This is a genomic window from Puia dinghuensis (assembly GCF_014642875.1).
GTDB classification, from domain to species: domain Bacteria; phylum Bacteroidota; class Bacteroidia; order Chitinophagales; family Chitinophagaceae; genus Puia; species Puia dinghuensis.
In genome coordinates this window covers 636,807-653,765 of record NZ_BMJC01000003.1, presented here as the reverse complement: position 1 = coordinate 653,765, position 16,959 = coordinate 636,807, and the positions used below count along the sequence as shown (strand labels likewise).

General features: G+C 52.6%; 14 protein-coding genes. 9 read left to right on the top strand and 5 right to left on the bottom strand.

All coding sequences use genetic code 11. The annotated features are described in order from the left end of the window. Positions 1-24 precede the first annotated feature (24 nt). Together metG and IEY39_RS15955 are read right to left on the bottom strand one after the other, a co-directional pair. Positions 25-2,208 (bottom strand): methionine--tRNA ligase, encoded by a 2,184-nt coding sequence (gene metG / locus IEY39_RS15960; RefSeq protein ID WP_188933301.1) that lies wholly within the window; start codon positions 2,206-2,208, stop codon positions 25-27. Between the two features lie 40 nt (positions 2,209-2,248). Next, positions 2,249-3,112, bottom strand: a complete 864-nt coding sequence (locus IEY39_RS15955; protein ID WP_188933295.1) for a hypothetical protein — start codon at positions 3,110-3,112, stop codon at positions 2,249-2,251. Positions 3,113-3,182: 70 nt separating this feature from the next. Between IEY39_RS15955 and IEY39_RS15950 the strand changes: the two genes are divergently transcribed. The 4 genes from IEY39_RS15950 to IEY39_RS15935 all read left to right on the top strand — a co-directional run bounded on the left by IEY39_RS15950 (position 3,183) and on the right by IEY39_RS15935 (position 7,058). Then, complete coding sequence (locus tag IEY39_RS15950) at positions 3,183-4,271, top strand: S66 peptidase family protein (RefSeq protein WP_188933293.1); 1,089 nt, start codon at positions 3,183-3,185, stop codon at positions 4,269-4,271. Between the two features lie 4 nt (positions 4,272-4,275). After that, positions 4,276-5,199 (top strand): S66 peptidase family protein, encoded by a 924-nt coding sequence (locus IEY39_RS15945; RefSeq protein WP_188933291.1) that lies wholly within the window; start codon positions 4,276-4,278, stop codon positions 5,197-5,199. Positions 5,200-5,331: 132 nt separating this feature from the next. After that, entirely contained in the window at positions 5,332-6,267 is a 936-nt protein-coding gene (locus IEY39_RS15940; RefSeq protein WP_188933289.1) for a hydrogen peroxide-inducible genes activator, read from the top strand. Positions 6,268-6,287: 20 nt separating this feature from the next. Next, a complete protein-coding gene (locus tag IEY39_RS15935; RefSeq protein WP_188933287.1) occupies positions 6,288-7,058 on the top strand; it encodes an FkbM family methyltransferase in 771 nt (256 codons plus the stop codon). Here the strand turns inward: IEY39_RS15935 and IEY39_RS15930 are convergent. Both IEY39_RS15930 and IEY39_RS15925 read right to left on the bottom strand, forming a co-directional pair. After that, positions 7,048-7,764: an alpha/beta fold hydrolase gene (locus IEY39_RS15930; RefSeq protein WP_188933285.1), complete on the bottom strand. Its 717-nt coding sequence runs from the start codon at positions 7,762-7,764 to the stop codon at positions 7,048-7,050. The two genes, IEY39_RS15935 and IEY39_RS15930, sit on opposite strands and share 11 nt — an antisense overlap. 24 nt (positions 7,765-7,788) lie before the next feature. Then, complete coding sequence (locus IEY39_RS15925) at positions 7,789-9,750, bottom strand: KUP/HAK/KT family potassium transporter (protein ID WP_229688932.1); 1,962 nt, start codon at positions 9,748-9,750, stop codon at positions 7,789-7,791. A 149-nt stretch (positions 9,751-9,899) separates the two neighbouring features. Here IEY39_RS15925 and IEY39_RS15920 point away from each other — a divergent pair, with 149 nt between their 5' ends. Genes IEY39_RS15920 through IEY39_RS15900 form a run of 5 tightly spaced genes read left to right on the top strand, consistent with a single transcriptional unit; the run spans position 9,900 to position 15,715 of the window. After that, positions 9,900-11,426: a hypothetical protein gene (locus IEY39_RS15920; RefSeq protein WP_188933282.1), complete on the top strand. Its 1,527-nt coding sequence runs from the start codon at positions 9,900-9,902 to the stop codon at positions 11,424-11,426. 11 nt (positions 11,427-11,437) lie between these two features. Next, positions 11,438-12,418: a DUF6427 family protein gene (locus tag IEY39_RS15915; RefSeq protein ID WP_188933281.1), complete on the top strand. Its 981-nt coding sequence runs from the start codon at positions 11,438-11,440 to the stop codon at positions 12,416-12,418. Positions 12,419-12,449: 31 nt separating this feature from the next. Continuing rightward, positions 12,450-13,160 (top strand): phosphoribosylformylglycinamidine synthase subunit PurQ, encoded by a 711-nt coding sequence (gene purQ / locus IEY39_RS15910; RefSeq protein ID WP_188933280.1) that lies wholly within the window; start codon positions 12,450-12,452, stop codon positions 13,158-13,160. 60 nt (positions 13,161-13,220) lie between these two features. Continuing rightward, on the top strand, positions 13,221-13,676 hold the full coding sequence (locus IEY39_RS15905; RefSeq protein WP_188933279.1) for a protein-disulfide reductase DsbD domain-containing protein: 456 nt from the start codon (positions 13,221-13,223) through the stop codon (positions 13,674-13,676). 2 nt (positions 13,677-13,678) lie between these two features. After that, positions 13,679-15,715, top strand: a complete 2,037-nt coding sequence (locus tag IEY39_RS15900) for a protein-disulfide reductase DsbD family protein (protein ID WP_188933278.1) — start codon at positions 13,679-13,681, stop codon at positions 15,713-15,715. A gap of 348 nt (positions 15,716-16,063) precedes the next feature. Here the strand turns inward: IEY39_RS15900 and IEY39_RS15895 are convergent, their stop codons facing one another. Then, the gene (locus IEY39_RS15895; protein WP_188933276.1) at positions 16,064-16,645 is read right to left on the bottom strand and encodes an RNA polymerase sigma factor; all 582 of its coding nucleotides are present in this window, start codon (positions 16,643-16,645) and stop codon (positions 16,064-16,066) included. Between the last annotated feature and the right edge of the window lie 314 nt (positions 16,646-16,959).

The following is a 16,959-nucleotide window of genomic DNA, read 5'->3' as shown; positions in this document are numbered from 1 at the left end:
GACCAGACCCTGGGGTCTGTTCTCTCAGCTTACCCCCGACCCGGGCGCTATCTTATCCTCCGGATTGACAAAGAAAAGCCGGCTCGCATCCTCCGCCATCAGGATCATCCCATTGCTCTCGATCCCTCGCATCTTCCTGGGGGCAAGGTTCGCTACCACCACCACCTGCCGGCCAACGATCTCCTCCGGCTTGAAATGGGCCGCGATGCCGGAGACAATGGTCCGTTGTTCGGTACCCAGGTCGACGGTGAGCTTTAGCAGCTTATCGGCTTTCTCCACCTTTTCCGCGGCGAGGATGGTCCCCACCCGAAGGTCGAGTTTAGCAAAATCATCATAGACGATAGCCGGCTTGCCTGCCGCCACTTCCTGGGCGGCGTCATCCTGCTTGCCCGGTTTTCCTTCCGGCGTGGCCGCCGTCTTTGCGCTCTTTGCATCCGCGGGTCCTTGGGCTGCTGCATCCGCCGCTGCTTTTGCCGCCGCCGCGGCCTGCAGCTTTTCTATCTGCACCTTCACTTCTTCGTCTTCTATCGGCCTGAACAGCAGCTCGGGCGCCCGCAGGCTATAACCCACGCTCAGCAGGTTTAGCTTCCCGGCATTCTCCCAGTCCAGCATCTTCTCCACCACCTTCATCATATGCAGCATCGTTTTAGCCGTATATGGCAGGAAAGGATTGATCAGGATGGCAAGATTGGCCGTCACCTGCAAACAGATATGCAGACAGTTGTCGATCAGCTGCTGGTTGGCTGGCGTTTCAGCCAGGGTCCGGACCACGATCCAGGGCTCCTTCTTCTGCATGTACTTATTGGCAAGGTCGGACAACATGATCACCTCGAAGAGCGCATCCCGGAAGCGGTAGGCCTCCAGTAGCTCTTCCACCTTCGCCTTTGTAGCACCGATGGCGGCGATCATCTCCCGGTCGGTGTCGTCTACCCGGGTGGCATGCAGGGGCGGAACCTTGCCGTTGCACAGCTTATGCATCAGCACAAAGGTGCGGTTGACAAAGTTGCCGAACTTGGAGACGAGCTCACTGTTGTTGGCATATTGAAAACCTTTCCAGGTGAACTCGCTGTCCTTGGTCTCCGGTGCTATGGTCGTCAGATAATACCGCAGGACATCCGCAAACCGGGGGCCGCCATTCTCCTTTTTAATAAAATCGTCGATATAGTCCTGCATGTCGAGCTTCCAGTTGCGGCTGGTGCTCATCTTATCTCCTTCCAGGTTCATGAATTCATTGGCAGGGACATTATCCGGCAGGATATTTCCATGCAGCTTTAGCATGATCGGGAAGATGATACAATGGAAAACGATATTGTCCTTGCCGATGAAATGGACGAGCCGGGTATCCTGGTCATACCAATAAGGCTTCCAGTCCTTGCCGGTGTCGAGGGCCCACTGCCGGGTAGCGCTGATATACCCTATCGGCGCATCGAACCAAACGTATAAGACCTTCCCTTTCGCCTCCGGCAAAGGCACCGGGATCCCCCAGTCCAGATCGCGGGTAACGGCCCGGGGCTGCAGCCCCCCGTCTATCCAGCTCTTGCACTGACCCACGACATTGGCCCGCCAGTCGTCCTTGTGCTCTGTCAGGATCCACTGGCGGAGAAAATCTTCATATTTGTCCAGGGGCAGGTACCAATGGCTGGTGCGTTTCTTCACCGGGGACGTACCGCTTAATGTACTGTGCGGGTTGATCAGCATTTCCGGACTTAGACTCGTGCCGCAGTTCTCACACTGATCTCCATATGCTCTTGGATTGCCGCACACCGGACAGGTGCCTACGATGAATCTATCTGCCAGGAAGGTCTTTGCTTCCTCATCATAATATTGTTCACTTTCCTGTACGATCAGTTCTCCGCGACTATGGAGGAAGGTGAAGAATTCCCGGGCAGTCTCGTGATGAAGGGGTTCGCTGGTACGGTGATAGATATCGAAAGAAATGCCCAGGTCGGCAAAATTCTGCTTGATCAGCTCATGATATTTATCGATTATCGCCCTTGGAGTAGTCCCTTCCTTCATCGCCTGAATCGGAATGGCTGTCCCATGCTCGTCACTGCCGCAGATGAAAGCCACATCGCGTTTCTGCGCTCGCAAGTATCTGACAAATATGTCCGCCGGCAGATAGGCCCCGGCCAGATGGCCGATGTGTTTCAGTCCGTTGGCATAAGGCAGGGCCGCCGTGATCAGGTATCTTTTTGGTTGCTTCGTCATAGTAGGTTGCAAATTTACGCAACCTAAAATTGGCGGCCAATTACTCCTGTAAATTGAATTCTACCGAAGCATTCTTCCTGAAATCCGTCGAAAGAAACAATTCGTAGGTCTTCCCATGCACCGTCACCTCCATCAATGCAGTATTCGGTGGCAGCCTGCCCAGGTTCTCGGCAAAAAGCAAAAGCCGGTTGACGGGAAGACTTTTATCGATAGGAATGAGTAATACTTTCGGCTCTGCGGTGAGTTTGAGATGCTGCAACAACAGTACGTTGTTCATAAACAGGCTGACCGAGTCCCCGTCGATCTCGCCGTTGTCATATAATGCAACGCGGATAGTATCGGTACCCTGTACGGGGATGGTTTTGGCGACTACATTTTCGCGCCCCAGCAGGGCCTGAAGAGGCTTGTTGTCGGCAGAATCCTTCTTCTTATGCGGCGGCTTCACCACCGGCATCGGAATAAAAGGTGGCGCCTTTTTCTCCAGCCTGATCATCAGCTCTTCCGTGGAGCCAACCCATCCGCCTACAGCCTGCCAGTGTCCTTCCAGTTGGTCGCGCCGCCCCGCCGTCCGCCGGTAGAAAAGAATATAAAAACCACCGGGCGGACCCCCGGCCCTTCCTTCTTCCAGATTCATCGTACTATCCTCCCGGATGGTGAGGATCGAATCTTTGCCATAAAAGCGTCCGCTTACAATAATATGCCGGATGATTTGGGTTTCTGGAGAATACCAGTGCAGTACGCCACCAATGGACGAATCACTCTCTGTGATGGACAGGACCAGCTTTTGCTTTTTTTGCGATATTTTGCCGATGGCCGTACCCGTCCATTGCCCGGTTAGATCCTGTGCCTGCAACCTCAATCCATATCCTGATAACAGCAACAGGATAACCCATACAAAGCGCATATTTTAAAAGTAGTAATTTTAAAGCCGTGACTCCCGGCTTTGGCCCGACAATATTACTTCAATTGTTAAGATGAACCGAAAAAACTTTCTCTCATCCCTGCTGACGATTGGCGCCGCAGGGCCCGTACTCGCCGCACCCATGGCCGGTAAAGCCGCGCCTCCCGCACCCATGCCCGCAGGCGCCAAGGTCGCCACCCCACTCGTCATCCCACCCTATCTTCGTCCCGGCGACACCATCGGCATCACCTGCCCCGCCGGCGACATCACCGCGCTGGAGATCCTGCCCGCCACACAATTGATCGAAAGCTGGGGCTTCCGTATCAAAGTAGGTGACACCGTCGGAAAAAAAGACGCCATCTTCGGCGGTACTGACGCGGAAAGAGCCGCCGACTTCCAGCAAATGTTAAACGATCGCGAAGTGAGCGCCATCCTCTGCGCGCGAGGCGGCTATGGCGCCGTCCACATCATCGATCAATTGGATTTCACTCCTCTCGCCACGCATCCCAAATGGATCATCGGCTTCAGCGACATCACCGTCATCCTCTGTCATATTCATACCAATGGCAACATAGCTTCTATCCACTCGAAAATGTGCAACAGCTTTCCGGATGACTGGTCAAAAGCAGAACCCGGCCAGGCAGCATCCATCCTCTCCATCCGCCAGGCCCTCAGCGGCGAAAGAATGCAATACAACGTTGCTCCCAATAGCCAAAATCGTACCGGGCGCGCGGAAGGCACCCTCATAGGGGGAAACCTGAAGACTATTGAGACCTTGGCCGGCACCCACTCGGATATCTACACGGCAGGAAAGATCCTCTTCGTGGAAGATACCGGTGAATACCTGTACAGCATCGACCGCATGTTCTGGCACCTGCAACGCTCCGGGAAATTAAACCGCCTTGCCGGTCTTGTCGTCGGCGGATTCAAGGTGAAGCCCGACGACCCTGGCGAAGAGTTCAAGCGCACTGTGGCCGACATCGTCATGGATAGGGTAAGATCCTACGATTACCCCGTTTGTTTTGATTTCCCCGTCGGCCACCAAAAAGATAATTTCGCACTTAAATACGGAATACCACATTTGCTCGATGTACAGGAGCAGCAGGTGAGCCTGACGGATACCTCGATCACGGGATCCACTGCTTCCCCCGCACAATCATAACATCATGATCATCCTTCCTCCCTTCCTCAGACCCGACGACACCATCGCCATCGTCTGTCCGGCAGGTTATATGGCCCCGGAAAAAGCCCAGACCTGCATCGACACGCTGCAGACATGGGGCTACCGGGTCCGCATCGGCAAAACCCTCGGTGGGCCATCAGATAATTATTTCTCCGGCACCGATGACCAACGCCTCGCAGACCTTCAGCAAATGCTTGACGATGATGATGTAAAAGCCATCCTCTGCGGTCGCGGCGGTTATGGTCTCAGCCGGATCATCGACCGCATCGATCTTACCCGGTTTGTACAGGCGCCCAAATGGATCATCGGCTTTAGCGATATCACCGTCCTCCACCTGCATATTTTTTCCAACTACCGGATAGCCACCCTCCACGCCCCGATGGCAGGCGCTTTCAATGACGGCGGCGCTGCCGCACCGGGTGTGGAATCCCTGCGCCGGGTCCTGGCGGGAGAGCGCCCGGTTTATCAAAGCCCTGTACATCCTTTCAACCGGCCCGGCAGGGCTACCGGCCGGCTCATCGGTGGCAACCTCGCCCTCCTGGCCCACCTCATCGGCAGCGACTCGGAACCCGACACCGACGGCAGTATCCTCTTCCTGGAAGACATCGGCGAATACCTGTATAATATCGATCGCATGCTATACCAGCTCAGGCGAAGCGGCAAGCTCCGCAACCTGGCCGGTCTCCTCATAGGCGGCTTTACGGAAATGAAAGACACCATCCGCCCCTTTGGCGCCACCGTTTCAGCCATCGTTCGCGACGCCATCGGCGATGCTGCCTGCCCGGTAGCCTTCGACTTTCCCGTCAGCCATGGCGGGGATAATGTAGCACTGAAGATCGGGGCCACCTATTCACTCGAGGTTGCGTCCGACCATGCCACACTGCTGGAAATCCCGCCGCAGCAATAGACCTCAAAAAATTGAAGGGGCCTCCCAACCGGAAGGCCCCTTCTTCTTATGTAGGCATCGACTCACTTTAAAGGTCCAACTTTTTTTTGATTGGAAAGATTGATTATTTTTATGTTTATATAGAAGAAATCTATGACCTTCGTACAACTCGAATACATCGTCGCCGTCGACACGTATCGCCATTTCGCCACCGCCGCCGGCCACTGCTTTGTCACCCAGCCCACCCTGAGCATGCAGGTGCAAAAGCTGGAAGAGGAATTGGGACTCAAGATCTTCGACCGGAGCAAACAACCCGTTATCCCTACCGAAGCGGGTCGCGCCATCATCGAGCAGGCCCGCAAAATCCTCGGCGAAAAACAAATTATCACTGAGATCGTACAGGAGAAGAAAGGCGTCCTCACCGGCGAACTGCGCATCGGGATCATCCCCACGCTGGCTCCTTACCTGCTGCCCCTCTTCGTGCAGAATTTCACGGCCAAGTACCCCCAGATCAAGCTAATCGTCAATGAATTGACCACAGAATTGCTGGTCACGCGCCTCCGCGAAGGCCGCATCGATGTCGGAATCCTCGTCACTCCCCTCCAGGAGAACGGCATCCGCGAACAGGTGCTCTTCTACGAAGAGCTGCTCGTCTATGTCTCCCGCAAAAACGCTGCCTACAAAAAAACCTATATGCTCGCCCAGGACATCGACCCCGACAAGTTATGGCTGCTGGAAGAAGGCCATTGCTTCCGCTCACAGATCGTCCGGCTTTGCGAACTGAGAAAGGCCAGCAAAGAAGGAAGTCATTTCGACTACGAGGCCGGAAGCCTGGAAACACTTCGCCGGATGGTCGAGCTCAACGATGGCATCACCATCCTGCCCGAAATGGCAGCCCTCGATCTCACCGGCAAACAGCAGCAGCTGATCCGTCACTTCAAAAGACCGGCCCCGATGCGGGAAGTGAGCCTTGTAGTACACCGCGACTTCGTCAAACAACGGCTGGTGCAGGCGCTGTACCAGGAAATATTGCGCTCCGTGCCAGAAAAGATCAGAGGGAACAAAAATCATAACGTCGTTCCTATCTAATACCCTAATTTGCAGCCGATATGGCTATCAAAAAGATATTACTAAGCGTCCTGGGTGAGCAGAAGTATCTATCCTTTCTCGCCGGAAGCTTTCAAAATCTCTATCACGCCGGGCTGCTGGGAAAGGAATATGCGGATATCTATTTCCTGAAAAAATTCGTTCGGGAAGGGGATTACTGTGTTGATATCGGTGCGCATCTCGGCTATTTTACCCTGCCTCTCAGCCGTCTCGTGGGGGATGCCGGTAAGGTCTTCGCCATCGAACCCATGAGCGCTTTTCACGATACGCTGCAACGACTGCTCAAAAAAACCTCCAATGTGACGCTTTACCAGGTGGCGCTTGGCGGTGAAGGCGAATTTGTACAAATGGGCATCCCCAACACCGGTGCGACAAAGCATTTCGCCTATGCCCGGGTTGTTGAAGCAAACCCTCATCTCTCTTTTAATGAGTCGGAAAAGGTAAGGAACGAATCCGGCGACCGGCTCTTTGGCCAATTGCCGCGACTGGACTATATCAAATGCGATGTGGAAGGACTGGAATACCAGGTCTTTGCTTCCATGACCGAAACTATCGGCCGGCACCATCCTATCCTTCTTTGCGAACTGTTCGAGCGCGAGCAGCGCATCCGGCTTTTTGAATTGCTAAAACCTTTCGGTTACCAGGCCTATCTGCTGGAAGGCGGAAGGCTGGTGCTTCTCGATGTTTATGCCGATGGACCGATGCCCGCACAAAACGATTATTTTATCCCACCCCAACGCCTCGAAAGGATGCGCCCCTTCATCAAGGGATAAATTCATCACCCGGCTTCAGGAGCGATCTCAACCGGCTGTCCCCATGAAGCATCGTCACCGGCGCCGTCACCGCCGGCAGATATTGATAGATGGGAAAGTGATAGTGCAACAGTGTTCCCAGCGGATAAAGAAATAAATATTTCCGCCAGGCGGCGGTGAGGCTGTAAGCAGGCTCTTCCATGATCAGCCGCTGGCAATCCCTTACGGAAGCCAGCTGTGCCGCGATGGCCGCCCCCATCCCCGTCCCCTGGAGAATGATCTCCGCAGGCTTCCACCGGCTGTGCGCCAACTTATAGAATACCAGCGCATAGATATAGAGGTCTTTCTCTTGATGGCTGCCCGTGCTCTTGCCAAAACCGGGGTAGTCCAGCATCCACACCTCATATCCCTTTGACGTAAAGTCGGTGGCGCGCGACGCATGCGTTGCGATATTCCCCGTGTTGTCGTGGAAATATAACACCACGCCTTTGGCCAGACTGTCCTGCGGCCGGTCGGTGGCCTTGAACTCGACAACATTGAGATTGGTCTCCTTGTCGTAATTAAGGTTCAGCTCCGTAAAAGGCTGTGCAAGCGTATACGCTGCCTTTCGCTCCATCGGCTTCGGATGAAACAACAACCACTCCTGGCTATAGTACAAGGCGATGCCGATGGTACAGTAAACCAGGATAGCGACCTTGACCCAGCGAAAAAGTTTTTTCTTATTCATAACGTTTACAAAGCGGTTGCCGCCTTACTCCACAATTATACGTTTCAGGTTGAAATCAGGCACCGGCGAAATGATCAACGGGAATTTTTCGATCGTCACATTGGAGGGATCGAGTCCAAAACCCCTTTCTTCGGAAAGACTCAGCTGCTTCAGCCAGAAATACAGTTTCATGATCACCCGCTCGAAGAAGGGTAATTCATTATCCTGGCTCAGATACTTTTCCATTACGATGAATTGGAAATCTCCCACGACATTGTTCCGCTCGAGCGATTCATACCGGCTGGTGATATTTACTTCCCGGTTCTTCACAAGGTCTTCCACGACTTTTCTGAACATGAGGTTGATCTTGGGCTCGATGCGGAAACCCAGGCGGAATTCCACCCGGATAATATCGTTGGGGATGATATGCTCCACCGAATATTCGGTAGTATAGGGAGCGTCCGTCGTCTCCACGTGAACAAACCAGTAGATGTCTGCCCGCTTGGGCTTCTTGTTGAGGATGGAATAGATGATCTTATGTTCTATTTCCTTCGGGTTGCCGGCGCTGGTCATATAAACCAGGTGGGTAGCCGATTTGGGTACTGTCCGGTCGTTGCTGAGCTCCTGGATCTGCGGGATATAATGCTCCATCCGCACAAATTCCACGTACCGGTTCTTGATCCTGCCGGCGCGGAACCAGATGAACATAACGGAAAACAGCCCCCCGCCTACTATCAGGGTGACAAAACCGCCATGGGGAAATTTCTCCAGGTTGGCAAACAGAAAGCTGAGCTCGATGGTCAGGTAAACGACCAGGTAAAGATAGATCAGCAGGGAATTGGTCCGTCGGGAGATGAGATAATTGGAAAAGAGGATGGACGTAGCCAGCATACAAAGGGTGATGGCCAGGCCATAGGCCGCTTCCATATGGGCCGAAGTGCGGAAATACAGGACGATCCCCGTACAGCCTGTAAACAGCAGGAAATTTATCGCCGGGATATAAGACTGCCCCCGTTCTTCGGTGGGATAGCTGATCCGCAGCTTGGGCCAGAGATTTAGTCGCATGCTCTCGCTGATGAGGGTAAAAGACCCGGTGATCAACGCTTGACTGGCGATGATGGCGGCTGCCGTGGCGATGATGACGCCCGGGACGATGAACCATTCAGGCATGAGGCTATAAAAAGGGTTACCTACGCTGGTATCGAAGATTTTGCCTTTGTACTGCGCCAGCAGCCAGGCCCCCTGGCCAAGGTAGTTGAGAATGAGGCAGGTTTTTACGTAGATCCAGGAATAACGGATATTCCCCCGGCCGCAATGACCCAGGTCGGAATACAGAGCTTCGGCCCCCGTCGTACATAAGAAGACCGCCCCCAGCACCCAGAATCCCTTGGGATAGGTGGTCAGCAACTGGATGGCATAATGCGGACTAAGGGCCCTGAAGATACCAAGGTCGTCAAGGAGGTGAGTACAACCCAGCACGGCCAGCATGCTGAACCAAAGGAACATGATCGGCCCAAACAGCTTCCCGATGGACTCCGTCCCAAACTGCTGGAGGAAGAACAGGATCACCAGGATACCGATGACCAGGTAGACGATGGTGGACTGGTCTATATAGCGGAAAGCTGGCCTCTGCCGCAGCCCTTCGATGGCGGCGGTGACGGAAATGGGCGGGGTGATCATACCATCGGCCAACAGCGCCGCACCCCCCAGCATCGCCGGTATCACCAGCCACCGCCTTTGCCGCCTCACCAGGGCATACAGGGAGAAAATACCCCCTTCCCCTTTATTATCAGCTTTTAGGGTGAGCCAGACGTATTTTATGGTGGTTTGTAGTGTCAATGTCCAGATGATACAGGACAAAGCGCCCAGAATAAGCTTTTCTTCGATAACTCTTCCGTGGATGATGGCGTTGAGAACGTAGAGGGGGGAGGTACCGATGTCGCCGTAAATGATGCCTAAGGCTATAACAAGGTTAGCAAAAGAGACTTTATTGATCTGATTACTCACGAGCGGCAAATTTAAGGTGAAAACCATGAGCGTACAAGGTAATTTTACCTCATCCGCCCATCCCGGCAACCTAACTTTTAACCATACCGTAGGTAGTAACAGTCAAACTTTTACCTATCTTACGATCTTATTTAAATGGAGTGGAAACCATGAGCAGAACCCTGTCATCACTGCTTCTCACACTGACACTGATGGCCTGGTGCGGTGTAAAAGCCCAGGTGGAGCAGATCACCTATTCCGAACCCGAGCGCGAAGACGGCCGCCGTACCAACTTCGAGATCATTGGAAAGTTGAATGGTAACTACCTGGTATTCAAGAACAATAATTCCAACAACGCCGTCAGCATCTACGACAGCAATATGCGGCTGCAGCAGCGGGTGCCCCTCACCTTCATGCCGGACAAATATATCAACGTCGACTTCATTGCCTATCCTGAATTCTGTTACCTCGTCTATGAATACCAGCACAGGGGCATTGTCCATTGCACGGCTGTAAAATTGAACAGCCAGGGACAAAAGGTCGGCGAACCGGTCGAGCTCGATACCACTCAGATCAGCTTCGCCGCCAACAATAAGATATATACCACCGTCGTCAGCGAGGACAAACAGCGGATCATGATCTTTAAGATCAACAGTAAGAACCCCCGCAACTTCCTCTTCACTACCTTCCTTTTCGATGCCGATCTGAAGCGGCTCGACCGCCACCGGCTTTACCTGCCAATGGAAGAGCGCAACGATCTGTTCACTGACTTCCAGCTGGATAACGAGGGCGAACTGGTTTTTGGCAGGTACATGCGCAGCGGCAGCAATGACTATATCACCAAGGTCTCCCTTGTCACAAAAGACCCCACGGCCGACACCTTTTCCATAAAGGACATCGGGTCGGGCGACCGCATCCTCGATGAGATAAAGATCAAGGTCGACAACAATAATAAACGGTATATCCTCTCCGGCTTCTATTACAAACAGCGGCGTGGTAATATCGAAGGCCTCTATTCGGTCGTCTGGGATAAGGCCACCAACGCCCGGACGGATGAGAAGGTTACTGTCTTTACCGAAGAACTGCGGGCCCAGGCAAAGAGTTCCGACGCAAACCTGCGCATGGCCTTCAACGACTTTTTCATCAAACACGTCATCATCAAACGGGATGGGGGCTACCTTCTTGTCACCGAATCCCTTTACACCACTTCCAGGGGCAACATGTTCAACCGCTGGGATTATATGTACAATCCCGCCTTTGGTCCGGGAGGCTTCTATTCACCTTATTATTACAGTCCTTATTACAACCCCTGGAGCCGGAATTATGGCAATTACGCCACCCGCTTCCATGCGGAGAACATTATGGTGCTCTCCTTTGATGCGACTGACAACCTGCAATGGAGCGCCATCATCCCCAAAAGCCAGTTCGACGACGAGACGGAAAACCTCATCTCCCACGAACTGATCAACACCGGCGGCGAATTACACTTCCTGTTCAATGTTTACGAACGCCGGAATATGCTCCTCAATGATCAAAGCATTTCACCGGAAGGCCGGGTCACCCGCTACCCAACCCTCAAGAACCTCGACCGTGGCTATGATTTCATGCCCCGCTATGGTAAACAGGTAAGCAGTTGGGAAGCGATCATTCCTTGTCTTTACAGGAATTATCTTTGTTTTGCAAAGGTTGAATTTTAAATAATCCATAGGTGATCGGTATCTTCAGACAGAAAACCCCGGCTAATGCCCTGTTGTTATTATTCTACGCACTGGTATTGAAGTTTCCCCTCTTCCTCCATCCGGTGGTCCCCGTGCTGCATTCCGAGGATAACTACCTCTACCGGGTGATCCTGCACGGACTGGATTCCGCCATCCACAACATCCCCATCTGCTACTCCATCCTCACCTTCCTGCTCCTGGTGAGCCAGGCCATCCTGCTCAACCGCATCTCCAACCACCATAAAGTTCTGCCGAAACCCAACTTTCTGCCCGGCATGTCCTATATCCTGATCACTTCCCTGTTACCCGATTGGGGCCATTTCTCTGCTCCGCTGCTGATCAATATGGTCATGATCTGGGTATGGTATCGGATGATGGAGCTGTACAATAGCCATCGGCCAGGCACCGCCATTTTTGGCATCGGCGTCTGGACGGGCATCGTCGCCCTGCTCTATGTCCCCGCCGTGGCCTTCCTCCTGCTGATGCTCTCGGCATTGCTGACCATGCGGCCCTTCCGCATCCGCGAATGGTTTGTCGGATTACTGGGTTTCACCTTTCCCTATTATTTCCTCTTCCTCATCCTCTATCTCACCGGCACGTGGAAATGGGCGGGCATAATCCCTTCCATCAAATTCGCCGTCCCGGCCTTCCCCGCCACTATCTGGCTCACCCTCGGCATCGTCTGGCTCGTCATTCCCTTCATCCTTGGCGGCTATTTCGTCCAGAAGAATCTGAATAAATTCCTCATCCAGATCCGGAAGAGCTGGAGCCTCCTGCTTCTTTTCCTTATGGTGGCCATCGTGATCATCCTCATCAGCCGGGTCACTTCCTATGAGAACTGGATCATCATGGCCGTGCCTCTGGCCTGCTTTCATGCTTCAGCTTATTATTTTCCGAACAAGACCCTCGGCCCGGAGATTCTGCATTGGTTGATAGTAGGTTATATCCTGGCAATGAATTACTTTATTTAATCGTACCTTTACGGCCCAAAATCGTCGTATTATGAAATTTGGCGTAGTCGTTTTTCCGGGTTCCAATTGTGATCGTGATATGCAGGACGCCCTTCAGCAAGACCTTGAGCAGGAAGTAGTTATGCTCTGGCATAAGGATACGGGTCTTCCGGGGTTCGGCACTGACGACTGCATTGTCCTCCCCGGCGGCTTCTCCTACGGCGACTATCTTCGTTGCGGCGCCATCGCCCGCTTCAGCCCTATCATGCAAAGCGTTACCCGGTTTGCAAACGAAGGCGGTAAGGTGCTGGGGGTCTGCAACGGCTTCCAGGTGCTGTGTGAATCGCACCTCCTTCCCGGTGCCCTTTTGCGGAATGCCAACCAACAATTCATCTCGAAGAATGTCTGGCTACGCGGCGTCGGCGACAATGGCCGGGCGCTGAAGATCCCTATTGCACACGGAGAAGGCCGTTATTATGCCGATGAAAAGACTCTCGACGAGTTGGGCGCCAACAACCAGGTCATCTACCGATACTGCGACGAGAATGGTACCATCGGCGGCGCAGCCAATCCCAACGGTTCGCTCCGGGACATCGCCGGCATCTGCAACAAGACCCGCAACGTCTTTGGTATGATGCCCCATCCCGAACGCGCCTGCTCCGACGCCCTGGGAAATATAGATGGCCGGCTCATCCTCCGGACGCTATTCATCGACGCCTACGAACCGTCGGTAAGCCGCAAGGCCGGATTGGTGAACCAATAGCGCACCGTTCGAACATTTTAGTATTTCGGTAACATTAAGAATACTTACTTTATAGCGGTTATGAAAAAAATAATACTCTTCAGCATGGCTGTTTTGACCGGTACGCTGGCAATGGCCCAATCCAGTAAAGAAGTCAACTGGACATACTCTTCCAAAAAGATCGCGGATAAAACCTACGAGATACATATGACGGCCACCATCGGCGGTGACTATCACCTGTATGCGCAGGATGCCGGCGGCGAAGGCCCCATCCCCACAGCGTTTACCTTCACCAAGAGCCCTCTTCTTGACCTGGAAGGCGCCCCAAAAGAAAAAGGCCAACTGATAAAAAAATTTGAATCTGCCTGGAATCACGACGTAAAATATTATGAAAGGACCGTCGATTTTGTCCAGGTGGTCAAATTGAAAAGCAATGTAAAGACCAATCTTTCCGGAAAAGTGGAGTTTATGGTTTGCGACGACCATGAATGTCTTCCGCCCGCAACGGTCGATATAAAAGTAAACATCGGCGGCTAAGCATGCATCCTTATAACAGTTCTCTGATCCGCCGGGCCAAGTGCGCCGGTCTCTTCTTCCTGGCTTTGCTTCTTTTCGGCACATCGTTCGCCCAGACCGATACGGCAAAACAGGCGGTGACCTGGGATTTCAGCACCCTCCAGGGCGCCGACGGTAAACCGGTGCTCGTCCTCCATGCACATCTGCTCCCCGGCTGGCGGCTCTATTCCACGACCATGCCCGACAGCCTGCCCAACTCCCGGGTTGCTCTGGATAGTACAGCAAAAGCTACTATCGGCAGCATCGAAGAAAAAGGCCCTGTTCTGAACAAAAAAGAACCGCTGTTCAATAATGCAGAGACCCGCTCATTTACAGACGATGCGCAGTGGCTCGTACACCTGCAATCTGCCGGTTCCGATGCCGGCGACCTGAAAGGCACGGTCACCTTCATGGCCATCTATAAGGACTCCGTGCTGGGTCCTTTGGAAGTACCCTTCCGCTATGGGCATGCGGCCGGCGGCCTCGTGGCAAAAACTGCGGGTTTGCAGGAATCGGCCGGCGCTTCCAATCAGCTGAAAAAGGCTTCCATCGACCTGGCTCATCCGGTAAATGGCTGTGGCGGCACCGGCACTGAAGGCACCAAAGGCCTCCTGGGTATCTTTATCCTGGGTCTTCTCGGCGGATTGGTCGGTCTTATCATGCCATGCACCTTCCCGATGATACCGCTGACGGTCTCCTTTTTTACAAAACGCTCGGCTTCCCGGTCGAAGGGCATCGCTAATGCCTTTCTCTACGGGTTCTTCATCTTCTTCATTTACGTGCTTATCAGCGTGCCCTTCTACTTCCTCCAGCGAAGTAATGCCAATATCCTCAATACTATTTCTACCAACGTCTGGCTCAACCTCTTTTTTACCGCCGTCTTCATCGCCTTCGCCCTTTCGTTCTTCGGGCTCTTCGAGATCACCCTCCCGAGTAGTATATCCAATTCGGTAGATTCGAAATCGAATATCGGCAGCATCGGCGGCATCTTCTTCATGGCCCTTACCCTGGCAATTGTCAGCTTCTCCTGTACGGGACCCATCCTCGGCAGTTTGCTGGTTGGCGCACTCGACCAGAATGGCGGCGCCGTGCAGCTCACCGTTGCCCTGGCCGGCTTTGGAGTGGCCCTCGGCCTTCCTTTTGCCTTATTTGCGCTTTTCCCTTCCTGGCTGCAGTCGCTGCCAAGATCGGGAAGCTGGATGAATACGATCAAAATTGTCTTTGGATTCATCGAGCTGGCCCTGGCCCTCAAATACCTGTCCAATGCCGACCTCGTCACCCACTGGGGCCTGCTCAAGCGGGAAACCTTCTTTGCGCTGTGGATCCTCATTGGTCTCGCCCTCGTACTCTACCTGATGGGCGTGATCAAATTCCATCACGACCCGCCACCCGCGAAATTGAGCGGACTCAGAATAACCACGGCCATTCTCTTTTTTGCTTTTGTACTCTACCTTTCTCCGGGCCTCACCAATACCCGTTATGCCAACCGCGCCCTCGTGAGCGGCTTCCCGCCACCCCTGTCCTATAGTCTCTATGGTTCCGGCAAGACGGCCGAGGTACAGGCCAACGTGGTTAATGATTATGATAAGGCCCTGCAGCTGGCCAGGGAGCAGCACAAACCCATCCTTATCGATTTCACCGGCTGGGCCTGTGTCAACTGCCGCAAAATGGAGGAGAACGTATGGCCGAAGCCCGGGGTAAGAGAACTCATCAGCAAGGACTATATCCTCGTGTCACTGTATGTGGATGATCGCAAGCAGCTGCCCGACGATCAGCAATTCGTGTTCACCACCAGTGACGGTAGCAAGAAATCCATCCGCACTATCGGCGACAAGTTTGCCACCCTGCAATCGGAGAATTTCAAGAATGCCTCCCAGCCGCTATATGTCGTCATCAGTCCCGACGAAAAGCTGCTCAATAAACCGGTAGGCTATACGGACAATGTGGCCACCTATGCCCAATGGCTCCAATGCGGCCTCGACGCCTACAAGCAGGTGCAATCGGCAACTACACGGAAATAAGATCCCTACAATAAAGAAAGCCCCTCGTGAGAGGGGCTTTTGCTTAATTAGGCGTCATTCTGTCCCGGCCTTCCGGCAAGACTAAGGGCAAGTGCTTAACACCAGATGGAGGGCCAGAATGACAAGAACTTAATGGCAAGAACGTAAAACGAAAAAAGTTCCCGCCTGTTACAGCGAGAACCTTTTCAATATTTTTTTAATCGATCTTTTCACACAATGAAGTTAGCGGTTGTTTCCGTTCCCCGTACCCAAAGGTAGTTAAAGATTATTAAAAAACTCGTCCATCGTATTGCTTCGTACCTGCGATTGGACTACCATCTTCTTAATCCTTTTCGAAAGTAAAAATCATTACAAGGCAATCTTTTTTTCGGTCATCATCTTGCGAAGATTGATCAGCCCATACCGCATCCGGCCAAGCGCCGTGTTGATGCTGCAATTTGTCAAAGCTGCAATCTCTTTAAAGCTAAGGTCGGCATAGTGACGCAGGATAATGACTTCGCGTTGGTCCTCCGGCAACAGGTCGAGCATTTGTCTGACCCTGTCGTGGCTCTGGCGTTTCATCATCTTGGTGTCTGCACCTTCTTCCGTGAAATGGATTACTTCGAAGATGTCCCGGTCATCACTCGTTTTGATGGCTGGGGTCCTCTTGACTTTCCGGAAGTGATCAACACACAGGTTGTGCGCGATACGCATTGCCCAGGGAAGGAATTTACCTTCTTCCGTGTAACGCCCACCGCGGATGGTGTCGATAATTTTGATCAAAACGTCTTGGAAAATGTCCTCGGCAAGGTATTTGTCTTTTACGAGGAAAAGGATGGACGTGTACAACTTATCCTTGTGACGCACGATCAATGCTTCTAATGCATAGAGATCGCCGTCCTTGAATTGGTGAATAAGTTCGTGGTCGGTTTTCTTGCGTAGCAATGTCATAAACTTCTACGGGTTTTAAAAGGTGATAGGATATATTTTGGATTTTAAAGATGGTTCGGTTTTTCTTTGTAGAAGTAATCAATCAATAGGCGACCGTAATTTTTGGGTGTTAATTATTCACATTTCCCACACTATTGTGTACAAATAAATCTTGTACTAATAGAGTTTAAAGATATACATTTTTTGGAATAAACAACATTTTGGGAAATTTTTTGTTTTTGAAATTCACCAATCCCCCGGAGAAACTGTAAGGTAACTACTTACAAAATGTCTTATCGCGGCGTCTATTTTTTGGAAACAGCTACATCCGCCAA